Raw genomic sequence first — 21,976 nt, forward strand, 5'->3', positions numbered from 1 at the left:
AATGAGCAAAAAACCGACGACCAAGAAAGAGGTGCAAACCACGGGCCATTCGTGGGACGGCATCGAGGAACTGAACACCCCACTGCCGCGCTGGTGGCTGTGGACCTTCTACGCCTGTATCGTGTGGGGCATCGCCTATTCGATCGCCATGCCGGCGTGGCCGATCTTTGCTTCTGGGGCGACCCCGGGCCTGCTCGGGTCTTCGACCCGCGCCAATGTCGAAAAAGAGATCGAACGCTTTTCCGCAATGAACAAGGCGGTGGAAGACAAGCTGGTGGCCACGGAGCTGACCGAAATCGGCAATGATCCCGAACTGGTGGCCTATACCACCAATGCCGGGGGCGCGGTGTTCCGCACCTGGTGTGCGCAATGCCACGGTTCGGGCGCAGGCGGCAACAAGGGCTTCCCGAGTCTGATCGACGATGATTGGCTGTTCGGCGGCACGATCGAGCAAATTTATCTCGATGTGCAGCACGGCATTCGCGATCCGCTGGACCCGGATACCAACTATGCCGCTGGCATGCCTGCGCATCTGGATGACGGCTTGCTGGAATCGGCGCAGATCGACGAGGTCGTGCAATATGTGCGCCAGATCTCGGGTCAGGACGCCGATGCCGAAATGGCGGCGGCTGGTTCGGAAATCTTTGCCGAATGGTGCGTGGCGTGCCACGGCGAGGATGCCAAGGGCATGCAGGATTTGGGCGCGCCCAACCTGACGGATGCGATCTGGCTTTATGGTGGCGATGTTGAAACGCTGACCACCACGATCCGGCATGGTCGCGCTGGCGTGATGCCCTCGTGGAGCTACGGCACCACCGAAGGCACGTCGCGTCTGAGCGAAGTGCAGATCCGGGCCGTTTCGGCCTATGTGCACAGCCTCGGCGGCGGCGAATAAGCCTGCATTGACATTCGGGGCGGTCTTTACCGCCCCGAAGAGCACCGGTGCCCCGTCCTGTTCGCGCGTTTCCTGGGGTGCCGGTGTCTTTTTGCATTAAAGAATGCGCCATTTTGTCCTTGCGACACTAAGTCCCATCGGGCATCACGCGCTTAACAATGACAGTCTCGATTATATCGTGTATCGCAAATCTGTCTTTGCATGCACATATGGCGATCTGCGCATCGAGGCATCCCCGTTCGGACCGCGGGGCAAGGCGGCCCGGACGCAAGCCACATGCCAACGGAGATGAACCCGTGAGCTCCACCGAACCCACCGACGACGCGCCGCTTTACGAGGCGCGCGAACCCATTTTTCCCAAACGTATTTCCGGTAAGTTTCGCAATCTGAAATGGATCCTGATGGCGCTGATGCTGGGCATCTATTACATCACGCCCTGGATCCGTTGGGACCGCGGCCCGGCGCTGCCCGATCAGGCGGTTTTGCTTGATCTTGCGAATCGTCGCTTCTTTTTCTTTGGGCTCGAAATTTGGCCGCATGAATTCTACTTCGTGGCGGGCCTGTTGATCATGGCGGGGCTGGGGCTATTCTTGTTCACCTCGGCGCTGGGGCGCGTGTGGTGCGGCTATGCCTGCCCGCAAACCGTCTGGACCGACCTTTTCATTTTGGTGGAACGCTGGGTCGAGGGGGACCGCAACAATCGTATCCGTCTGCACCGGCAGAAATGGAACGCTGAGAAGATCCGCAAAAACCTTACGAAATGGACCCTTTGGCTGCTGATCGGGCTCGCCACCGGCGGGGCCTGGGTGTTCTATTTCACCGATGCGCCGACGCTTCTGGGCGATCTTTTCACCGGTGACGCCTCTCCCATCGCCTATACAACCATTGCCGTGGCGACCGCGACGACCTTCGCCTTTGGCGGCTTCGCGCGCGAGCAGATGTGCATCTATGCCTGCCCGTGGCCGCGCATTCAGGCGGCGATGATGGATGAAGACACGATCACCATCGCTTACCGCGAATGGCGCGGCGAACCGCGCGGCAAGCTGCACAAGGGGCAGGTGCCCGAAGGGCAGGGCGATTGCATCGATTGTCAGGCCTGTTTCAACGTTTGCCCGATGGGGATCGATATCCGCAACGGCCAGCAGCTGGAATGCATCACCTGCGGTCTGTGCATCGACGCCTGTGACGAGATCATGGACCGGATCGGCAAACCGCGCGGCCTTGTGGGCTATATGGCGCTTAAGGACGAGGCCAGCGAACGCGCGGGCAACAAGGTTGTGAATATCTGGAAACACGTGCTGCGTCCGCGCACGCTTGTTTATTTCACGCTGTGGGCCGGCTTTGGCATTGCGCTTGTGGTCGCGCTGTTCCTGCGCTCGCCGCTCGATTTCAATGTCACCCCGAACCGCGATCCGCTTTACGTGATGCAGGGCGATGGCACGATCCGCAACATCTACACGATGCGGATTCGCAACAAGCATGGTGAAGAGGTGACCTATCGGATCAGCGCAACCACACCCGATGGTGAAGCCGATCCCAGTTTGACCCTCTCGCTCGAGGGGCAAGAGGGTGATACGGTGACCGTGCCGGCCGACCAGCTTTACAACCAGCGGCTTTACCTTGAGGCGGCGCCGCAGTCCGATCTGGCGACCACCAAGCGCACCGATATCGACATCTGGGTCGAGCAGGTGGGCGGCGAGGTGCCGGTGCGGGATTCCGTCGGCACCGTGTTCAACGGCAAGGAGTGACAAGATGGCCAAACCTCTGACCGGACGTAAGGTGCTGATGATGTTCTTGGCCTTCTTCGGGCTGATCATCGTGGTCAATATGACGATGGCCTATAACGCCATTCGCACCTTTCCGGGGCTTGAGGTCGACAATTCCTATGTCGCGTCGCAAACCTTTGACGCCGACCGGGAAGCGCAGGAGCGGCTGGGCTGGACCATCGCGCCTTCCTACGATGGCACATCGCTGATCCTTGATATCCGCGATCCGGAGGGCAAGCCCGCCCGGGTTGCGGATCTGGATGTGCTTGTCGGCCGTAAAACCATGTCGGCCGATGACCAACGCCCCGAAATGACGCCCGCGCGGGGCGTCTTTTCCGCCCCCGTGGCGCTCGCCCCCGGCGAGTGGCTGCTCCATATCACCGCGAAGTCGTCCGACGGCACCTTGTTCCGCCAAAGGCTCGATTTCTCTGTCGACGGCTGATCTGCCATGACCGTTGCCCCCCTTGCGCCCGAACGGGCCGACCGTGTCGAAGCGCGTGACGAAGAAGACCATGTTTCGGCCTCGGCCTGCCCGGCCTGCCTTGCGGCCCCTTCGGCAGAACAAATGGCGAAATCGGGCGATATCAAGGGCGCACGGATCATGTTGTCGCTGCCCACAGCGCATTGTGCGGTCTGTATCACCGATGTCGAACGCGAAATGGAAGCCACGCCCGGTGTGCGTTCGGCCCGCGTGAACTTGACACTCAAGCGTGTCTCGGTCGATGCCGAGTCGGGGGTCGAGGCGGGGGATCTGATCGCGCGGCTTGGCCGTATCGGCTATGAGGCGCATGAGCTTGATCCGGGGATGCTCAGCGCGACCGAAACCGACAAGCGCGGGCGCGATCTGCTGATGCGGATCGGTGTGGCCGGGTTTGCGATGATGAACATCATGCTCTTGTCCATCGCGGTCTGGTCGGGGGCCGAAAGCGCCACGCGCGATTTGTTCCATTGGATATCGGCGGCGATTGCCCTGCCCACTGTGGTCTTTGCGGGCAAGCCGTTCTTTGTGTCCGCCTTTGGGGCGCTGCGCCATGCGCGGCTCAACATGGATGTGCCGATCTCGCTGGCGCTGGTGCTGGCCTCGGGGATTTCTATCTTTGAGACGATGCAGCACGGCCATCATGCCTATTTCGATGCGGCGGTGATGCTGGCCTTTTTCCTTTTGGTGGGGCGCTATCTCGATTATCGCACCCGCGCCGTGGCGCGCTCTGCCGCCGAAGAATTGGCCGCGCTGGAGGTGCCGCGCGCCACGCTTTTGCGCGACGGGCTGGAAAGCATCGTGGCCGTGTCGGATTTGCAACCGGGCGATCTGATCCGGGTGCGACCGGGCGGCCGTATTCCCGCCGATGGCACGGTGACCGATGGCACATCGGAAACCGACCGCTCGCTGCTGACCGGGGAGACGCTTCCGGTCTATGTGGGCCCCGGCACGGTGCTGAGCGCAGGCGAGGTGAACCTGACAGGCCCGCTGACGCTTCAGGTCACGGCGGCGGGCAAGGACAGCTCTTTGCACCGGATGGCCGATCTGGTCGCCATGGCCGAAAGCGCCAAGACCCGCTACACCACGCTGGCCGAACGCGCGGCGCGGGCCTATTCGCCGCTGGTGCATTTGCTGTCTTTCTCGGCCTTTGGCTTTTGGCTGTGGTGGAGCGCGGGGGATTTGCGTCTGGCCATCAATATCGCGGCTTCTGTTTTGATCATCACCTGCCCCTGTGCTTTGGGGTTGGCCGTGCCTGCGGTGGTGACCGCCGCTTCGGGCAAGTTGTTCCGCAAGGGGCTTTTGATCAAGGATGGCACCGCGCTGGAGCGGTTGGCCGAGGTGGATACCGTCGTTTTCGACAAAACCGGAACGCTGACATTGGGCGCGCCCGTGCCGGAAAACTTGGGCGATTTCGATACCGAAACGCTTTCGATTGCGGCGGCCCTTGCGGCGGCCTCTGCGCATCCTTTGGCCAAGGCGATCCATGCGGGCGCTTTGGAGATGGGCGTTGCGCCCGCGCGGCTGGATGACCTGCGCGAAGTGCCCGGCTTCGGGGTGGAGGGGCGTCTGGGCAAGCGCAAGCTGCGGTTGGGCCGGTCCGATTGGGTCGGCGCCGATCCGGTGGAAACCACCGCGACCCATCTGCGCCTTGGCGAGGCGCCGCCCGTCACCTTCCGCTTTTCTGATCATCTGCGCCCCGGCGCGGCGGAAGGCGTGGCACTGTTGCGCGCAAAGGGCAAACAGGTGTTGCTGGTTTCCGGCGATGTCGAAGCCGCCGTGGCCAAGCTGGCGCAAAAGCTTTCTATTTCCGAGTGGCGTTCGGGCGCGCTGCCTGCGGAAAAGGCCGCGCTTGTCGCTGATCTGATGGGGCAGGGGCGGCGCGTCTTGATGGTGGGCGACGGGCTCAATGATACCGCCGCGCTGGCAGCCGCCCATGTCTCGATCTCGCCCGCCACCGCCTTGGATGCGGCGCGCACGGCCTCTGACATCGTGCTGTTGGGCCAAGACCTTGCGCCGGTGGGCGATGCTTTGCGGATCGCCAAACAGGCGCGGGCCCGGATCAAGCAGAATTTCGCGATTTCGGCGGTGTATAACACCGTCGCTGTGCCGCTGGCGCTGATCGGTCTGGCCACCCCGCTTTGGGCGGCCTTGGCGATGTCGTCATCCTCGATTACGGTTTCGTTGAATTCGTTGCGGTTGCGCTAAGGGGAATGCCATGTCGGTTCTGACCTATCTCATTCCGATCTCGCTTTTCTTGGGTGGTTTTGGGCTGGTGGCCTTTATCTGGTCGCTCAAGAACCGCCAATATGATGATCCTAAGGGCGATGCCGAACGGATCTTGTCGGGCCAATATGACGACCATCCCAAGCCCTGAGCCCTGACGCGCTGCCCCCAGTAACAGGCCAAACAAAAGCCCGGGCGCCATATCGGCCCCGGGCTTTGTTTATAGCGGGTCGCTTGCCGCGCGTTACGGGCCGATCACCGTGCAATCGACGGCGCGCGCGCGCAGGCGGGCGCAGGCCAGATCGGCATTGCCTTGGGTCAGGCCGACAAACAGTGCCTCATGCCCTGCCGGGCGGCTGGCGACCTTGCGCAGCCCATCGCCCAAGGCGGTGCTTTCCATCAGCGCGGTTTTCAAAAGCGCTTGTTCGGCAGCATATTGCGAGCGGTATTTGCCAAGGCTCACACCCCATTGCCGCCCGCCCGAGCTGGAGGCCCGTGCCACCACCTCGCGGCGCGCTTGCGGCGCGGGCGGCGGCGGGGTCAGCGCGGCCAAGATCACCGTATCGTTGCGGGGGGCTTGCCTGCGGCTCATCGCCAAGGTTTCGGGCTGGGCCGTTGCCGTCTGAATAAAGATCGGCGCGCTTGCATCGGTGTCGCCCTGCGCCTGCACGCCGTCGTCTTCGTCCAGCATCGCCAGCGTTTCAAGCTCCGGTGCGGCGACCTCGACCAGCGGGGCAGGGGTGTCAGGGTCTTCTGCCAAGGCAAGTTGCACCGCCGCCCCCGTATCGGGCTTGGCGAGGGGGCGCGCGGTGCTGGCTTGCGCCGGAGAAACGGAAATGATCGGTGCCGCGGCAGGCGCGGGCACGGCGGCCGCCAATGCGACCGCTGCGGCAATCGCATCGGTATCCACCGCAGGCACCTCTTCGGCCATCGCCAGCGCGATGGCGGGTGTGACCGGGCGCGGCACCGGGCGCGGGCTGGTTTTGAGCAGCGGGCCGGGCAACCCGGCGGGGGCGGCGGCCAGAAGCATCGGCGGCTCGGGCTTCACGGTGCGGGCGCGGTTGGGCGCGCGGGCAAAGCCAAGATCCAGAAGTTCGGCCATTTTCGCATTGCGGCTTGCGGTCGATGTGCCGCCGAAAACGGTCGCAATGATACGCTTGTTGCCACGTTTGGCCGAGCCCACAAGGTTGAAACCTGCCGCGACGGTATAGCCCGTCTTGATGCCATCGGCGCCTTCATAGGCGTCCAGAAAACGGCGGTTGGTATTATAGACGCGCTTGATCCCGGCATCGGCACTGCGGCGCGAAAACAGGTTATAATATTGCGGGAAGTCGTAAAGGATGTGCCGCCCCATGATCGTCATATCATGCGCTGTGGACAAATGCCCTTCGCGGGTGAGCCCGTTGGCGTTTTTGAAGGTGGTCTTGGTCATGCCAAGCGCGCGTGCGGTGCGGGTCATACGGACGGCAAATGTTGCCTCGTCGCCGCCGATGAAATCACCAATCGCAGCAGCCGCGTCATTGGCGGATTTCACCGCAGCCGCGCGGATCAGATAGCGCAGCGCGATCTTTTGCCCGGTCTTGAGCCCCACGCGCGACGGCGGCTGCGCGGCGGCATTGGCGGAAACGGTCACCATCGTGTCAAGGCTCAGCCGCCCCGCCTCGATTTCCTGAAACGCGATGTAAAGCGTCATCATCTTGGTCAGCGACGCCGGATGCAGCCGGGTTTCAGCGTTCTTGGAATAGAGCACCTCGCCCGTGCGGGCATCGATCACATATGCCGCATAGGGGGCGGCCCAAAGTGCCACCGGTGCCAAAATAAGAAGAATTGCCACAAGCCCTGAACGGACCCAGCACGAAAGCCTGGTCACGGTACTGCCCTTACACTGCCTCGGATACCCCTGTTTATTCGGGGCTTTCGATTAGCCTAGCATGGGATGTCAGCGGTGAAAACCAAGAAGATTCAAAGGCTTTGGGTGCGGCCTTGATGCAACGAAAAGGCCCGTTAGCGCTATATTTCGTGCGTTGGGCTTTTGCTCAATCAAAATCTAGTGGCTTTGGTCCGTGGAAAGGCTGGGGCGGGCTGGTTTCGGTCGGGGCTGCGCGCCCGGGTTGCGCTTTTGCGCGTTCATCCTATCCTTGCGACAAGATCGCTCAGCCCGCCAAGATCGGGCAGTTCGGCAAAGCGGGGATGGCCTTCGGGGGGCAGGGCATGTTCAAGCGCCCATGTCAGATCATGGGGCACATAAACCCCCCATCCCCCGGCCGCGATCATCGGCAAAACGTCCGATTTCAACGAATTGCCGATCATCATGCCCTCATCAGCGCCGCTGCCGTGGCGGGCGAAAACGGTCGTGTAAGTCTCGGGCCGCTTGTCCGAGACGATTTCGACCGCGTCGAACAGATCGCCCAACCCCGATTGCGCCAGCTTGCGTTCTTGATCGAGCAAATCGCCTTTGGTGACCAAAACCAGCTTGTAGCGCCCCGAAAGTGCCTCGACCGCCGCGCGGGCGCTGGGCAGCAGTTCGATCGGATGCGCCAGCATTTCGCGCCCGGCGGCCATGATCTCGCCGATCACCGCAGCGGGCACCCGGCTTTCGCTGACCTCGATGGCGGTTTCGATCATCGACAGCGTGAACCCCTTCACGCCAAACCCATAATGGCCGATGTTGCGCCGTTCCGCCGCCAAGAGCCGCTCTTCCAGCCGTTCGGGCGGGGCATGATCGGCCAGCAGGTCGTGAAACCGCGCCTGTGTCAGCCGGAAGAACCGCTCGTTGTGCCAAAGCGTGTCGTCGGCATCAAAGCCAATGGTCGTCAGCGTCATGGGCGCCTCCTTGCGTCGTCAAGCTGACGTGAACCCTCTCGTTTGGCAACTGTTCCGCTTGGGCTTTTTTTCTGCCACCATCTTCCTATATTGACGCGCATGCCCAGCGATTCCCTGCCTTTGGAGGACCCCGTGCTTCAGCCTTTCCTTGCCAGCGCCGATGACGATGGCGACCGCGAGGGCGATGGCGACGCCGGCCTTGCCACCAAGACGCGCGCGCGCACCAAGCGCCCGCCGATGTATAAGGTGATGCTGCTCAACGATGATTACACGCCGATGGAATTCGTCGTGCATATTCTTGAGCGGTTCTTTGGCATGACCCATGCGCAAGCCTTTGAAATCATGTTGACGGTGCACAAAAAGGGGCTTGCCGTGGTGGGCGTTTATTCCTTTGAAGTGGCCGAGACCAAGGTGGGGCAGGTGATGGATTTCGCCCGCCGCCACCAGCATCCGCTGCAATGCACGATGGAAAAGGAGTGAGGGCACACGCCCTCTGCTGACACCGACATGAGCCATACCCGTCTGTCGCTGGCGCTCGATGCGCCCGAAGCTTTGCCGACCGAGGGACGGATCGCGGTGTTCCGTCCGACCGCCGACACCGATCTGTCGCTCTTGCCCAAGGATCGGGCGCATCTGGTGCAGGGGTTCCGCCCGGATTACGATGCCCTTTCGGCGCGTGGCTACACCGTTTCTCCGATGCCCGAGGGGGATTATGCCGCGGCAGTGGTGTTTTTACCCCGCGCCAAGGCCGAGGCGCGCGCGCTTTTGGCGGCGGCCTGCGACGGGGTTGCCCCCGGTGGCCCGATTTGGGTCGACGGGATGAAAACCGATGGCATTGACTCGATCATCCGTGATGTGCGCGCGCGTTTGCCGATCTCTGACCCGATCGCCAAGGCGCATGGCAAGATTTTCTCTTTTGCGGCCACGCCGGGCGGTTTGGCGGGCTGGGCGGCGCAGCCGATGACCCCGGCGGAGGGCTTTACCACCCAGCCGGGCGTGTTTTCCGCCGATGCGGTGGATCGTGGCTCGGCGCTTTTGGCCGCCTGTCTGCCCGACCACCTGCCCGCCAAGATGGTTGATCTGGGCGCGGGCTGGGGCTGGCTTTCGGCGCAGGTTTTGGCGCGTGACGGCGTCGAAAGCCTAGAGCTGATCGAGGCCGAACATGCCGCGCTGGAGTGTGCCAAGCAAAATATCACCGATCCACGCGTGCAGTTCACCTGGGCTGATGTGGGTAAGGTGACGCGCGATCCGCGCCCCACCGGCGCGGTGATGAACCCGCCGTTTCACACGTCGCGCAATGCCGATCCGGCACTGGGCGCGGCCTTCATTCGCGCGGCGGCGGGGCTTTTGTCGCTGTCGGGCACGCTTTGGATGGTGGCGAACCGGCACCTGCCCTATGAGGCCGTCTTGCGCGAAATGTTTCACGAGGTGACCGAATTGACCCCGCCCACGGGGCGCGACGGGGCCTTTCGTATCTTTCGGGCCGAACGTCCGATTGCCCATGCCGCCAAGCCGGGCAAGGGCGCTCAAACGCCCGCGCCCACCGGGGCAAAGCCGCGCCGCGTGGCGCGCACCCGCCGCTAAGCCGGCGCCTTTCTTCGGGACCGTCACAAAGGATTTGCCATGACGCTCGCAATTTCTGGCAAGACCGCCATCGTCACCGGGGCCGCCAATGGTATCGGCTTGGCCATCGCGCGCCATTTCCTTGACCGGGGCGCGCATGTGATCTGCGCCGATATTGACGAGGTGCGGCTTCAGGCCGAATGGGGCGATGCCGCGCGCGACGAAAACGGGCCGGTGCGGCTTTTCGCGGGCGATCTGTGTGAAAAGCTGACCGCGGCGAACCTTTTGTCGGCGGCGGTGGATGCGTTCGAGCGGATCGATGTTCTGGTCAATGCCGCGCGCAGTTTCGCCCCCACGCCCGATCCGCTCGACCCGTCCGATTCCGGGCTCGAAGAGATGCTGGCGCAGAATATGAAATCGAGCTTGCGGCTGTCGCAGATGACGGCCAAGCGGATGATCGCGCTGGCCGAAAAGGAAGAGCGCACCGAGGGCGAGATCGGCTCGATCATCAATGTCTCGACCTTGGCGGGGTGCCGTAACCAGCCGCAACTGCTAAACTATTCCATTGCTTGCGCGGCGTTGGATCAAGCGACACGGGCGCTGGCCGTGGCGTTGGCGCCGCAGCGCATCCGTGTCAACGGGGTGGCCTTTGCCTCGGTGATGAGTGCCTCTTTGCAATCGGCGCTGAAGGAAAACACGCCTTGGCGCGGCGCGATCTCCGAGGGCACGCCGATGGGCCGGATCGCGCCTGCCTCGGAACTGGTTGATACGGTGCAATATCTTGCCTCGCCGGGGGCGGGTTTTGTCACCGGGCAAATCGTCACCGTGGATGGCGGGCGGGGGCTTTTGGACCCGGTCTGCGTGCCCGCCTACTGATCATTCCTCTGGATAGGCGACGCGGCAGGCCGCCACAGCCGCATTGGCGGCCGGGGTTAACGCGCGCACTCTTTTGCGCAATCCATCGCGCTTGCGCGCCTCGGCTTTGGGGTCAATCGCCACTTTGCGGGTGCGGGTGACGGTATAATCCTCAAGACACATTTCGGGCTTTTCGATCACCGTGCCATCGGGGCGGGTAATCCTTGTGGTGCCGCAGACTTCCCAGCGCGTCATCGGCACGTCATAGTCTTCATAAGCGTAGCCGCGCGCCAGATTGCCTTCCACCGTGGCCAACAGGTTTTGCACGCTGCGCAATTCGCGCGTTTCGCGGTTGATGCAGCGTTCTTGCGGCGTGCCGCAGGCTGCCAGCACCCCCAAGGCGATCAAAGAAAGCTTGCGCATCGAAATCTCCGGTCTGGTTGGGCGCAGTGTTGCCCGAGTGGCGTGCAAGCGCAATGGGGCAGGCGCAATCGGGCAGGCGCGCCAAGATGGCCGGGCGGTTTGCCGCTCGGCTGCGCCTTTGCCCCCGGAATTTTCACCACGGTGACAAGGAATCGACGCTTGCGCCACAACGGGGCTTTCTTTTTGAGCAAAAGAGGCGTAGGGACTGCGCTTTCCGTCTTATCGAAAGCCTTCCCCATATGACCGAGTTCCCCCATCTTCCCGCCGCGCTGTCACAGGCGCTGGCTGCGAAGGGTTACGCTTCCCTCACCCCGGTGCAGGAGGCGGTGACGAAGCCCGAGGTGGCGGGGCGCGATTTGCTGGTCTCGGCACAGACGGGCTCGGGCAAGACGGTGGCTTTCGGTCTGGCGATGGCTGGCGAATTGATGGGCGAGGCGGGGATTTCCCCGTACCCCGATCTGCCGCGCGCGCTGGTCGTGGCGCCGACGCGCGAATTGGCGATGCAGGTCAGCCGGGAGTTGAACTGGCTTTACGCCGGTGCGGGGGCCGTGATCGCGGGGGCCGTCGGCGGGATGGATGCCCGTTCCGAACGGCGCGCGCTGGAACGCGGCGCGCATATCGTCGTTGGCACGCCGGGGCGGATTTGCGACCACATTCGGCGCGGTGCGCTGGATCTGGCGGCGCTGTCGGTCGTGGTGCTGGATGAAGCCGATGAAATGCTGGACCTTGGGTTCCGCGAAGATCTGGAATTCATCCTCCAATCGGCGCCCGAAAACCGCCGCACGCTGATGTTTTCGGCCACTGTCCCGCGCGAGATTGAGCGGATGGCGGGTACCTTCCAGCGCGAGGCAGAACGGATTTCCACCATTGCCGCGCGCGAAAGCCATGCCGATATTGATTATCGCGCCTTCTTGGTGGATCGCTCGGATCGGGAAAATGCCATCGTCAACCTGCTGCGCTTTCATGAAGCCGAACGCGCGATTGTCTTTTGCTCGACCCGCGTTGCCGTGGCGCATTTGACGGGGCGGCTTTTGAACCGGGGCTTTTCGGTCGTGGCGCTGTCGGGGGAGTTGACGCAAGACGAACGCTCGCGCGCGCTGCAAATGATGCGCGATGGCCGGGCGCGGGTGTGTATTGCCACCGATGTGGCCGCGCGCGGGATCGACCTGCCTGGGCTGGAACTGGTGATTCACGCCGATCTGCCGATGAACCGCGAGGGTCTTTTGCACCGCTCTGGCCGCACGGGCCGCGCCGGGCGCAAGGGGCTGTCGGCCATCGTCGTGCCCGCCAATATCCGCAACAAGGCGGAACGTCTGATCCGCGAGGCCGGCGTCAGCGTGACATGGGATACCGCGCCCACGCCCGAGGCGATCTTGGCGCGCGATGAAGAACGCATTTTGCAAGAGCCGGGGCTGGTGGAGCCGGTCACGGCCGAAGAATTCGATGCGGTCGAACGCCTGGTCTCGGCCTTTCCGCCCAAGCAATTGGCGGCGGCGGTGCTGCGCCATTTCCGGGCGGCGCGCACCGCGCCCGAAGACATCGTGCCGATGGTGGTGGGCGAGGGGCCGAAACCCCGCGCGCGCGAAGAATTTGGCGCCGCGCGGTTCTATCGTTTGTCGATGGGCCATGACCAATGGGTCGATCCGAAATGGCTTTTGCCGATGCTGTGCCGCGCGGGCGATCTGACGCGGCGCGATATTGGTATGATCCGGGTGATGGAAGATCATACTTTCGTGCAAATCCATGAATCGGCGGCGGCAAAGTTTGAAGCCGGGCTCGCCCCCTCGATGGTGATGGAAGACAAATGCACCGTCGAACCGTTGGCCGAGGCGCCCGCAGGGCTGGAGCGTCCGGCGCCGAAACCGGCGCGTTGGGGCAATAAGAAACCGGGCGCTGGCAAGGGCTTTGGCGGCAAAAGCTATGGTGACAAGCCGCGCAGCCCGAAGCCGCATCGCAAGGGCCCGCCGCGTGAAGACCGCAGCGAGGGCGGCGAGCGCCAAGAGCGCAGTGAACGCCCGGCCCGCAAATTTAGCGAAGGCGCGCCCGCCAAAGGCCGCAAAGCCGCCCCTTGGGCGCGCGAAGGCGGGCATGGCGCTGCCACGAAAGAGGGCAAGCCGAAGGCCAAATACGGCGCAAAGCCCGCAGGCAAGCCGGGCGGTAAACCCGGCCCCAAGAAACCGCGCAAAGCGTAAAAGCAAAAAAAGGGGGCCGCTTGGCCCCCTTTCGCTTTGGTCTCCCCGACCGCAGCTTAGCCGTTGCGGATGGTTTCCATCAGCAAGGTTACGTTCTCCGGATCGGCTTCGGGCGTGATGCCATGGCCAAGGTTGAAGATATGCGGGCCGTTTTTGAAGGCCGCGACAACCTCTTTCGTGGCCTTCACCAGACCTTCGCCGCCGGTGATCATATGCGCCGGGTTCAGGTTGCCCTGCACACAGCCATCTTTTTGCACATTGGCCGCGGCCCATTCGGGCGAGACCGAATTGTCAATCGCCACACAGTCCGCGCCGGTTTTCTGCGCAAAGCCAATGTAGCCGTCGCCCGCTTCACGCGGGAAGGCGATGACCGGCAGGCCCGGGAAGCGGGCTTTGAGTTCGGCGGTGATGCGTTTCGCCGGTTCGACCGCGAAATCTTCGAAATCTTGGCCCTTCAGGCTGCCCGCCCAGCTGTCGAACAGCTTGACGACTTCACAGCCCGCTTCGACCTGTTTCGACAGATATTCGATCGTCGCATCGGTCACCTTGTCAAGCAGCGCAACAAAGGCGGCGCGGTCGGTGTCTTTGAGTTTATGCGCGGCGGCTTGGTCTTTCGAGCCACGGCCCGCGATCATATAGGTCGCCACAGTCCAAGGCATGCCCGCAAAGCCGATGAAGGTGGTTTCTTTGGGCAGCTCACGCGACAAGATTTTGCAGGTCTCGTAGACCGGGGCCAGCTTGTCGTGGATGTCGTCTTTGCCTTTAAGCGCATTCACCCCGGCCATGTCCGTCGTGGTGGACATGCGCGGGCCTTCGCCGGTTTCAAACCACAGATCGGCACCCAAAGCCTGCGGCAAAAGCAAGATATCGGCAAACAGGATCGCGGCGTCAAAGCCAAAGCGGCGGATCGGTTGCAGCGTCACTTCTGCGGCCAGATCGGGCGTGTAGCACAGGCTCAGGAAATCGCCCGCCTGCGCGCGCGTCGCGCGGTATTCGGGCAGATAGCGGCCCGCCTGCCGCATCAGCCACACCGGCGGCGTGGGAAGAACTTCGCCCTTCAGGGCGCGCAGGATCGTCTTTTCGGTCATGGGGGCCTCCTTCACTTGTCCCCTTTCATCGCCCCCTGCGGCTGAATGTCAAGTCTTGTTGACAGTTGTAAAGCTTGCGCGGGCAATCTGACGCGGATATGCCAAGCATATGGAACAGATGCCCTCGCCCAACGCCCCGCTGAAGATCGGCACCCGCGGCAGCCCTCTGGCGCTCGCGCAAGCCTACGAGACCCGTTCGCGGCTCATGGCCGCGCATGATTTGCCCGAAGAGGCCTTTGAGATCGTGGTCATCAAGACCTCGGGCGATAATGCTTCGCTGATTGCGGCGGATAAGCCGCTCAAAGAGGTGGGGGGCAAAGGCCTTTTCACCAAAGAAATCGAAGAGGCGATGGTCGATGGCGGCATCGATATTGCCGTGCATTCGATGAAAGACATGCCGACGGTGCAGCCGGAAGGGTTGATCCTCAACTGCTTTTTGCCGCGTGAAAATACCGCCGATGCCTTTGTCTCGATGAAATACAATTCGATCGCCGATCTGCCCGAGGGCGCGGTGGTCGGCACCTCGTCCTTGCGCCGCCGCGCGCAATTGGCCTACCGGCGCCCGGATCTGAAAATGGTGGAATTCCGGGGCAATGTGCAGACCCGGATGAAGAAACTGGGCGATGGCGTGGCCGATGCGACCTTCCTTGCGATGGCCGGTCTGAACCGTCTTGGCATGTCGGATGTGGCGAAATCGACGATTGCGCCCGAAGATATGCTGCCCGCCGTGGCGCAAGGCTGCATCGGGATCGAACGCCGCATCGCTGACGAACGCTGCGAAGCGCTGTTGATGCCGCTGATGGATGGCCCCGCCGGGCTGCGCATGGCCTGCGAGCGCAGCTTCTTGCACACGCTTGACGGGTCTTGCGAAACGCCGATTGCCGGTCTGTCGATCATCGAAGGCGATGAAATCTGGCTGCGCGGCGAGATTTTGCGCCCCGATGGGTCGGAAGCGATCAATGACGAGATTCGCGGCCCCGCGACCGAGGGCGCGGCGCTTGGTGCGGAACTCGCCCGGCGGATGCTGGGCGCGGCCCCGGCGGATTTCTTTAGCTGGCGCTGCTAAGGCTGCCCAGATAAACCCTTTCGGGCCGGAAGCTTGCACCGCGCAGCTTCCGGCCCGTTGCTTTTGATGGCCCCCTGCGCAAGGACCGCGTTCGATGGATATGCTCGCCCGCCTGACCGAGATTGTCGGCCCCGCCCATGTGATGACCGGGGCGGCGGCGATTGCGGCGGGGTTCGGACGCGAATGGACGGGGCATTACCGATGGACGCCCTTGGCCGTGGTGCGCCCCGGCTGCACGGCAGAGGTTTCGGCGCTGATGCAATGGGCGGATGAAACCGACACCAAGGTTGTGCCCGTTGGGGGCAATACCGGGCTCAATGGCGGCACCTTTGCCGAGGGGGCGGTGATGGTTTCGCTGTCGCGGCTTAACCGGGTGCGCGCGCTCAACCCGGCGGCCCGCACCGTTGTGGCCGAGGCGGGGGTGGTGCTCGAATCCCTGCACGATCTGGCAGCCGCGCATGATCTGGCCTTTCCGCTGTCTTTCGGGGCCAAAGGCTCGGCTATGGTCGGGGGCTTTTTATCGACCAATGCGGGCGGTTCGAACGTGGTGCGCTATGGCTCGGCGCGGGCCCTGTGTCTGGGGCTAGAGGTGGTGCTGGCCGATGGCCGCATCTGGAACGGGCTAAGCGATCTGCACAAGGATAACACCGGCTATGACCTGCGCGATCTGATGATCGGGGCCGAGGGCACATTGGGCATCATCACCGCTGCGGTGCTGAAGTTGACGCCCGCGCCCAAAGCCTATGCCACGGCGCTGATCGGCCTGCCCAGCCTTGGCGCGGCGCTTGGTGTGCTCAATGCGGTGCAGATGGGCAGCGGTGGCGCGGTCGAAGCGTTCGAATATATGCCCGACAGCTATATGGAGCGGCTAGGCCGGGCGAAACCCGCGCTGGCCTGCCCGTTTGCGCCGCAACCCGTCAATGTGCTGATCGAAACCGCCACCACCGTGCCCGGGGCCGATCCGGTGGCGCAACTGGAAGCGGCGCTGTTCGAGGCGATGGAGCAGGGTCAGGTGACCGAGGCGGTGGTGGCCCATTCGACGGCGCAACGCCGCAAGCTGTGGGAAATGCGCGAATCAGCCGCCGAAATCACCTTCACCACGCCCGATATCGTCGATTGTGACATCGCGCTGCCGCTCGACCGGTTGCAGCCGTTTCTGGACCGCATGACTCCGCGCTTGGCCGCGCTTGATCCGCAGGCCGAGGAACTGGTGATCGGCCATCTGGGCGATGGCAATCTGCATTATACCGCCTATCCCAGCCGGTCAGAGGCCGCGCTGGGCCAAGCGATCCGCGCGGCGGTGAATGAAGAGGCGATGGCCTTGGGGGGCAGTTTCTCGGCCGAACATGGGGTGGGGCTGTCCAAACGCGCCACCATGGCTGCGCATAAAGACCCGGTGGCGGTGCAGATGATGGCGGCGATCAAGGGCGCGCTTGATCCCAAGGGCCTTTTGAACCCCGGCAAGGTTCTGCCCTAAGCGCTTGAACTTCGCGCCGCTTCGGCGCATGGATCGCGCGACATGAGCCTGTCCACCCCATTCCGCCCGATTTTCCGTGTGCCTGCGCTGCGCCTTGCCGCCGTGCTTTTGGTGCTATTTGGCGCCCATGCGGCGACGCTTGCGCCCTATGTCTCGACGCTGGCGGTGAAACGCTTTGGGCTCAGCGACAGCGCCTTTTCGGTGCTTTTGGTGGCGGCGGCGGTGGTGGCGGTGGCCGCCTCGGTTATCTTTGGTATTCGCGCCGATCAACGCGCGAACCGCCGCAAGATTGCGCTGATCGCGATTGGCGCGCTGACCTTGGGCACCGCGCTGATGACCTTTGCGCCCACGGCGCCAACCTTTGTGCTGGCACATGCGCTGATGCTGCCGATTTCGGGGGCAATCTTTGGGCAGGTCTTCGCGCTGGCCCGGCTTGCGGCCTCTACCTGCCCGGCGGAGGAACGCCCGGCGGTGCTGTCGACCCTGCGCGCGCTGTTTGCGCTGCCCTGGGTCATCGTCTTGCCGATCTGGTCGGTGGTGTTTCAGACCGAGACGCCGCTGACCGTGGTCTATCCGGTCTGTCTGGGCTTTTCGGGGGTGATGCTGGGGCTGACGCTGGCCTTTTGGCCGCGCGATGGGGCCACGGCTTGGGCCGATGCGCCTTCGGGGCTTAGTTTCCGCGCTGCCTTGCGCGAAATCGGCCATCCGCGCGTGCTGATCCGGGTGCTGGCGCTGGGCACGATCAATGGCGCGGTGATGCTTTATATGGTCGTGGTGGGGCTGGTTTTTGCCGCCATCCCCTATCGCGGCGCGTCCGATACCGCGCTTTATGCCGGGATCATGGCGGGGCTAGAGGTGCCCTTCATGCTGGCGCTGCCCTTTGTGATTGGCCGCATCCGCCAGACATGGTTCATTTTCATCGGCACGGTGCTTTATGCGCTCCACCTTGCGGGCATCCCGCTTTTGGCCGAAAGCCCCGCCGTTTGGGCGTTGACGCTTTCGGGGGCGATTGGCGGGGCAATCGTACTGACCCAGCCGATGGCCTATCTGCAAGACCTTATGGCGGAACGCCCCGGCGCGGGGGCCTCGCTCATGGCGTTGCAAAAGCTGGCGGGCGACGGGTTTTCCGCCGCCTCTTTCGCTTTGGGAACCGCGCTCTCGGCGGGCTATGGGCTTGCGGCCTTTATCGGTGCGGGGCTGGCACTTTGCGGCGCGACGCTGCTGATCGTGCTGGATCGGGGCCGATAGGGTCAGCTTTGCGGCGCGACGCGCTCCAAAAGCTCCAGCACCTTTGGCCCCAACGCCTCGACCACCAAGGTCACCCCCTTGGCCGAAGGGTGAATGCCATCGGCCTGCATCAGCCCTTGTTCGGCGCGCGCCTCGGGGCTTTGCGCGGCAATCGGGCCCAGAAGATGATCGACCACCACCGCATCGTATTTCGCGCCAAGCTCTGGCCAGATCGCGTTGAAATCGGCCTGATAGGCAGTGCCGTAATTGCCCGGCGCTTGCAGCCCCACCAGCGCGGCGGGCAGCCCCTTGGCCGTGACCTCGGCCAGCATCGCATCCAGATTTGCGCGTGCCTTCGCAGGCGGCTGACCGCGCAGCATATCATTGCCGCCAAGCGCGATCATCACCGCATCCACCTCGGGCGTGAGCGACCAGCCCAGCCGAGCGCGCCCGCCCGCTGTGGTATCCCCCGACACGCCCGCATTGATCACGTTCACGTCAGCGCCATGATCTTCCAGCCAGCTTTGCAATTGCGGCACCAGCCCCTGTTCCGGGGCCAAACCATAGCCTTGGGTCAGGCTATCGCCCACGGCCAGCAAAGTGACCGGATCTGCGCTTGCGGCGGATGCCAAGGAAAGGCTGACCAATCCGGCCGCCAAAACCTTGCCCGCGCCGCGTGCAACCCCATATCCCCTTGAACACAATGACAGGCAGGTTTGCATGACGGATACGGTTCTTTCCCTTGATGAAGCGCGGCTGACCTTGGCCGGAAATGCTGGCCCGGTCGAGATTTTGCGCGGGATTACGCTTTCGGTCGGCAAAGGGGAAAGCGTGGGGTTGGTCGGGCCGTCGGGCTCTGGCAAGTCGTCGCTCCTGATGTTGATGGGCGGGCTGGAACGCGCCACCGGGGGCAAGGTCACCGCTTTGGGGCAGGATCTGACCGCGATGGGCGAAGATGATCTGGCCCGCTTTCGCAGGGGGAATATGGGCATTGTGTTCCAATCTTTCCACCTTGTGCCCACCATGACCGCGCTGGAAAATGTGGCCCTGCCTTTGGAAATTGCCGGGCAGCCCGATGCGCAGGCCCGTGCAATGGAAGAATTGAACCGTGTGGGGCTGGGCCATCGTCACCACCATTACCCGTCTGAAATGTCGGGCGGCGAACAGCAGCGCGTGGCCTTGGCCCGCGCGGTCGCGCCGCGCCCGGCGATTTTGCTGGCCGATGAGCCGACGGGCAATCTGGATGCCAAGAACGGCGCCGCGATCATCGAGCTTTTGTTTGATCTGCAAACCCAGACCGGCGCAACGCTGGTGCTTGTCACCCATGCCCCCGATCTGGCCGAGCGCTGCGGGCGGCTGGTGCGTCTGGCCGATGGGGTGCTTGAATGAGTTTGGCGGTTCGGATTGCGCGCGCCGAATTGCGCGGCGGGCTGCGCGGGTTTCGCATTTTTCTTTTGTGCCTGATGCTGGGCGTTGCCGCGATCACCGCCGTGGGGCAGGTGCGCGAGGCGATCAAGGCAGGTTTGGCTGCCGAGGGCGCGACCATGCTGGGCGGTCAGGCCGAGATGGAATTCACCTATCGCCGCGCCACGCCCGCAGAGCGCGACTGGATCATGGCCAATGCGGCGGCCTTTTCCGAAGTGGTCGAGATGCGTTCGATGGCGGCGCTGGCAGATGGCTCTGAAACCGCGCTGACGCAGATCAAGGCGGTGGATGGCGCTTGGCCGCTTTTGGGGCAGGCCGAGCTTGACCCGCCGGTGAGCGTGGAGGCTTTGGCGGGGCAGGGCGGTGTGCCCGGTGCGTTTTTGGACCCGGTCTTGGCCGACCGGCTTGGGCTGCAACCCGGCGACAAATTCAAACTGGGGGGCGAGCCCTTCGTGTTGATGGCGCGGCTGGTGCGCGAACCCGATGCCGCCAGCGCGGGCATGGCCTTTGGCGCGCGCTCGGTCGTGGCGCTGTCGGCGCTGGAGGGCACGCCGCTTTTGGCGCCCGGCTCGCTTTATGAAACGAAATACCGGGTGATGCTGCCTGACGGCACCAGCCTGCCCGCGCTGCGCGCGGCGGCCGAAAAGCGGTTTGACGGCGCGGGGATGAAATGGGCCGATGAAACCCGCGCTGCCCCCTCGATTGAGCGGTTCACGGATCGGCTTAGTTCCTTCCTTGTCTTGGTGGGGTTGGCGGGGCTGGCGGTCGGCGGCGTGGGCATTTCCGCGACGGTGCAGGCGTGGATTGCGCGCAAGGCCGCCACCATTGCCACCCTGCGTGCGCTTGGGGCCTCTGGCACCACGATCCGGGGCGCGTTCCTGATCCAATTGGCGGTTTTGACGACCGTGGGCGTTGGCGCGGGGCTGGCGCTGGGCGCGGGGGCGGTTTGGGCCGCGCGCGGTCTGATTGTCGATGCGATGCCGGTGCCGGTGGAGGTGGCGCTTTCGGCCCGCCCGCTTTACGAGGCGGCGATCTATGGCGCGCTGACGGCGGCGATCTTTGCGCTGTGGCCTTTGGCGCGGCTGTCCGAACTGCGCGCCGCCACGCTTTACCGCGAGGCGGAGAAACCGCGCCGGGGCCTGCCGCCGCTGACGTTCCTTGCCATTATTGCCGGGTTGACAGGGGCCTTGGTTCTGGCGGCGGTGCTGTTTTCGGGCCTGCCCACGCTGACACTGGTCACGCTGGGCGGGGTGGCCGGGGCGCTGGTGCTGCTGGCGCTGGCGGCGATGGGCATTCGGGCGCTGGCGCGCCGGTTCGCGCCGCGCGCCGCGCGCCGCCCGGCGTTGCATGCCGCGCTCGCCGCGATTGGGGCCCCGCGGTCCGAGGCGACGGCGGTGATCTTGGCTTTGGGGCTGGGGCTTACCGTGCTTTCTGCCGTGGCGCAGGTGCAAAGCGGGTTGCGCGGCGCGATTGCGCAGGAACTGCCGCAACAGGCGCCCGCCTTCTTTTTGCTCGATATTCCGCCGCCCGAACGGGCTGCGCTGGTGGATCGACTGATGGCGCAAGAGGGCGTCAGCCGCGTTGACACCGTGCCGATGCTGCGTGGCATCGTGACTGAGATCAACGGTCAAAATGCGCGCGAGGTCGCGGGCGAACATTGGGTTTTGCGCGGTGACAGGGGCGTGACCTTTGCGGAAACACCGCGCGAAGACCTGACCGCAGGGGAATGGTGGCCCGAGGACTATACCGGCGCGCCGCTTGTGTCCGTTTCCCAAGAGGAGGCGACGGAGCTGGGCCTGAAACTGGGCGATAAGCTTACGGTGAACATTTTGGGTCGCGATATCGTGGCCGAGATCACCTCGTTCCGAAATGTGGATTTTTCCACCATGGGGATCGGTTTCGTGCTGACCTTTGATGCCGCGACACTATCGGGCGCGCCGCACACCGATCTGGCGACTGTCTATGCGCCCGCCGAGGCGGAGGCGGGCTTGTTGCGGCTGATGGCGCAGGAATTTCCCACCGTGACCGCCGTGCCGGTGCGCGAGGCGCTGAACCGGGTCAGCGAGGCTTTGGGCTCGATTGCCACGGCTGTGGGTTTGGCCGCCTCGGTCACGCTGGTGACGGGCTTTGCCGTGCTTTTGGGGGCGGCGGCTTCGGGCGAAGAGGCGCGGGCGCGCGAAGCGGCTTTGCTGAAAACGCTGGGGGCCACGCGCGGGCTTATCTTGCGCTCGTTCGCCTTGCGCGCGGCGCTGATGGGGGCGGCGGCGGGGCTGATTGCCGTGGGTGTTGGCGCCTTGGCCGGTTGGGCGGTGCTGGTGTTGGTGATGGAAGCCAGCTTCCGCTTTGATCTGCTGGCCGCGCTTTTGGTGATTGCGGGTGGCATGGGGGCGGTGCTTTTGGCGGGGACGGTCTTTGCGCTGCGCCCGCTTGGCGCGCGCCCCGCGCGGATCTTGCGGGCGCAAGACTAAGCGT

The 21,976-nt window shown here is 63.9% G+C and carries 19 protein-coding genes; 14 read left to right on the forward strand and 5 right to left on the reverse strand.

Going from position 1 to position 21,976, the window contains the following annotated elements:
- Window position 1 precedes the first annotated feature (1 nt).
- The 5 genes from ccoP (at window position 2) to ccoS (ending at window position 5,516) form a co-directional block, all read left to right on the forward strand.
- On the forward strand, window positions 2–895 hold the full coding sequence (ccoP, locus tag CKO11_RS02965) for a cytochrome-c oxidase, cbb3-type subunit III (protein ID WP_223632698.1): 894 nt from the start codon (window positions 2–4) through the stop codon (window positions 893–895).
- A gap of 296 nt (window positions 896–1,191) precedes the next feature.
- On the forward strand, window positions 1,192–2,643 hold the full coding sequence (ccoG, locus tag CKO11_RS02970) for a cytochrome c oxidase accessory protein CcoG (protein WP_223632699.1): 1,452 nt from the start codon (window positions 1,192–1,194) through the stop codon (window positions 2,641–2,643).
- Between the two features lie 4 nt (window positions 2,644–2,647).
- Window positions 2,648–3,103, forward strand: a complete 456-nt coding sequence (locus tag CKO11_RS02975; RefSeq protein WP_223632700.1) for a FixH family protein — start codon at window positions 2,648–2,650, stop codon at window positions 3,101–3,103.
- 123 nt (window positions 3,104–3,226) lie between these two features.
- A complete protein-coding gene (locus tag CKO11_RS02980) occupies window positions 3,227–5,347 on the forward strand; it encodes a cation-translocating P-type ATPase (RefSeq protein ID WP_223633064.1) in 2,121 nt (706 codons plus the stop codon).
- A 10-nt stretch (window positions 5,348–5,357) separates the two neighbouring features.
- Window positions 5,358–5,516, forward strand: coding sequence for a cbb3-type cytochrome oxidase assembly protein CcoS (ccoS, locus tag CKO11_RS02985; protein ID WP_223632702.1), 159 nt, complete (start codon window positions 5,358–5,360; stop codon window positions 5,514–5,516).
- A 93-nt stretch (window positions 5,517–5,609) separates the two neighbouring features.
- Here ccoS and CKO11_RS02990 read toward each other — a convergent pair whose 3' ends face one another.
- Both CKO11_RS02990 and CKO11_RS02995 read right to left on the reverse strand, forming a co-directional pair.
- Window positions 5,610–7,235, reverse strand: a complete 1,626-nt coding sequence (locus tag CKO11_RS02990) for a D-alanyl-D-alanine carboxypeptidase family protein (protein ID WP_411741983.1) — start codon at window positions 7,233–7,235, stop codon at window positions 5,610–5,612.
- A gap of 257 nt (window positions 7,236–7,492) precedes the next feature.
- Window positions 7,493–8,188, reverse strand: a complete 696-nt coding sequence (locus CKO11_RS02995) for an HAD family hydrolase (protein WP_223632708.1) — start codon at window positions 8,186–8,188, stop codon at window positions 7,493–7,495.
- Window positions 8,189–8,287: 99 nt separating this feature from the next.
- Here CKO11_RS02995 and clpS point away from each other — a divergent pair, with 99 nt between their 5' ends.
- Genes clpS through CKO11_RS03010 form a run of 3 tightly spaced genes read left to right on the forward strand, consistent with a single transcriptional unit; the run spans window position 8,288 to window position 10,627 of the window.
- Window positions 8,288–8,668, forward strand: coding sequence for an ATP-dependent Clp protease adapter ClpS (clpS, locus tag CKO11_RS03000; RefSeq protein WP_411741984.1), 381 nt, complete (start codon window positions 8,288–8,290; stop codon window positions 8,666–8,668).
- A 27-nt stretch (window positions 8,669–8,695) separates the two neighbouring features.
- Window positions 8,696–9,772 carry a class I SAM-dependent methyltransferase gene (locus CKO11_RS03005; RefSeq protein ID WP_223632714.1) on the forward strand — a complete coding sequence of 359 codons (1,077 nt, stop codon included), beginning with the start codon at window positions 8,696–8,698 and terminating at the stop codon, window positions 9,770–9,772.
- Between the two features lie 39 nt (window positions 9,773–9,811).
- Window positions 9,812–10,627 carry an SDR family NAD(P)-dependent oxidoreductase gene (locus CKO11_RS03010; RefSeq protein WP_223632717.1) on the forward strand — a complete coding sequence of 272 codons (816 nt, stop codon included), beginning with the start codon at window positions 9,812–9,814 and terminating at the stop codon, window positions 10,625–10,627.
- Here CKO11_RS03010 and CKO11_RS03015 read toward each other — a convergent pair whose 3' ends face one another.
- Window positions 10,628–11,029 (reverse strand): hypothetical protein, encoded by a 402-nt coding sequence (locus CKO11_RS03015; RefSeq protein ID WP_223632720.1) that lies wholly within the window; start codon window positions 11,027–11,029, stop codon window positions 10,628–10,630.
- Window positions 11,030–11,268: 239 nt separating this feature from the next.
- Between CKO11_RS03015 and CKO11_RS03020 the strand changes: the two genes are divergently transcribed.
- Window positions 11,269–13,221, forward strand: coding sequence for a DEAD/DEAH box helicase (locus CKO11_RS03020; RefSeq protein WP_223632723.1), 1,953 nt, complete (start codon window positions 11,269–11,271; stop codon window positions 13,219–13,221).
- A 56-nt stretch (window positions 13,222–13,277) separates the two neighbouring features.
- On the opposite strand, the gene hemE is transcribed toward CKO11_RS03020, so the two are convergent.
- Window positions 13,278–14,309, reverse strand: a complete 1,032-nt coding sequence (gene hemE / locus CKO11_RS03025; RefSeq protein WP_223632726.1) for a uroporphyrinogen decarboxylase — start codon at window positions 14,307–14,309, stop codon at window positions 13,278–13,280.
- Between the two features lie 118 nt (window positions 14,310–14,427).
- Between hemE and hemC the strand changes: the two genes are divergently transcribed.
- The 3 genes from hemC to CKO11_RS03040 all read left to right on the forward strand — a co-directional run bounded on the left by hemC (window position 14,428) and on the right by CKO11_RS03040 (window position 18,100).
- On the forward strand, window positions 14,428–15,375 hold the full coding sequence (gene hemC, locus CKO11_RS03030) for a hydroxymethylbilane synthase (RefSeq protein WP_223633066.1): 948 nt from the start codon (window positions 14,428–14,430) through the stop codon (window positions 15,373–15,375).
- 94 nt (window positions 15,376–15,469) lie between these two features.
- Window positions 15,470–16,852: an FAD-binding oxidoreductase gene (locus CKO11_RS03035; protein ID WP_223632728.1), complete on the forward strand. Its 1,383-nt coding sequence runs from the start codon at window positions 15,470–15,472 to the stop codon at window positions 16,850–16,852.
- A 42-nt stretch (window positions 16,853–16,894) separates the two neighbouring features.
- Window positions 16,895–18,100, forward strand: a complete 1,206-nt coding sequence (locus tag CKO11_RS03040; protein ID WP_223632731.1) for an MFS transporter — start codon at window positions 16,895–16,897, stop codon at window positions 18,098–18,100.
- A 2-nt stretch (window positions 18,101–18,102) separates the two neighbouring features.
- On the opposite strand, the gene CKO11_RS03045 is transcribed toward CKO11_RS03040, so the two are convergent.
- Window positions 18,103–18,801, reverse strand: a complete 699-nt coding sequence (locus CKO11_RS03045; protein WP_411741985.1) for an arylesterase — start codon at window positions 18,799–18,801, stop codon at window positions 18,103–18,105.
- Here CKO11_RS03045 and CKO11_RS03050 point away from each other — a divergent pair.
- Together CKO11_RS03050 and CKO11_RS03055 are read left to right on the forward strand one after the other, a co-directional pair.
- Window positions 18,800–19,468: an ABC transporter ATP-binding protein gene (locus CKO11_RS03050; protein ID WP_223632737.1), complete on the forward strand. Its 669-nt coding sequence runs from the start codon at window positions 18,800–18,802 to the stop codon at window positions 19,466–19,468. The two genes, CKO11_RS03045 and CKO11_RS03050, sit on opposite strands and share 2 nt — an antisense overlap.
- Complete coding sequence (locus CKO11_RS03055; protein WP_223632741.1) at window positions 19,465–21,972, forward strand: ABC transporter permease; 2,508 nt, start codon at window positions 19,465–19,467, stop codon at window positions 21,970–21,972. Before CKO11_RS03050 ends, CKO11_RS03055 begins: the two co-directional genes overlap by 4 nt.
- The last annotated feature ends 4 nt before the right edge of the window (window positions 21,973–21,976 follow it).

Origin of the sequence: Rhodobacter sp. TJ_12 (assembly GCF_020023995.1) — a bacterium.
In the GTDB taxonomy this organism is placed as follows: Bacteria; Pseudomonadota; Alphaproteobacteria; order Rhodobacterales; family Rhodobacteraceae; genus Rhodobacter.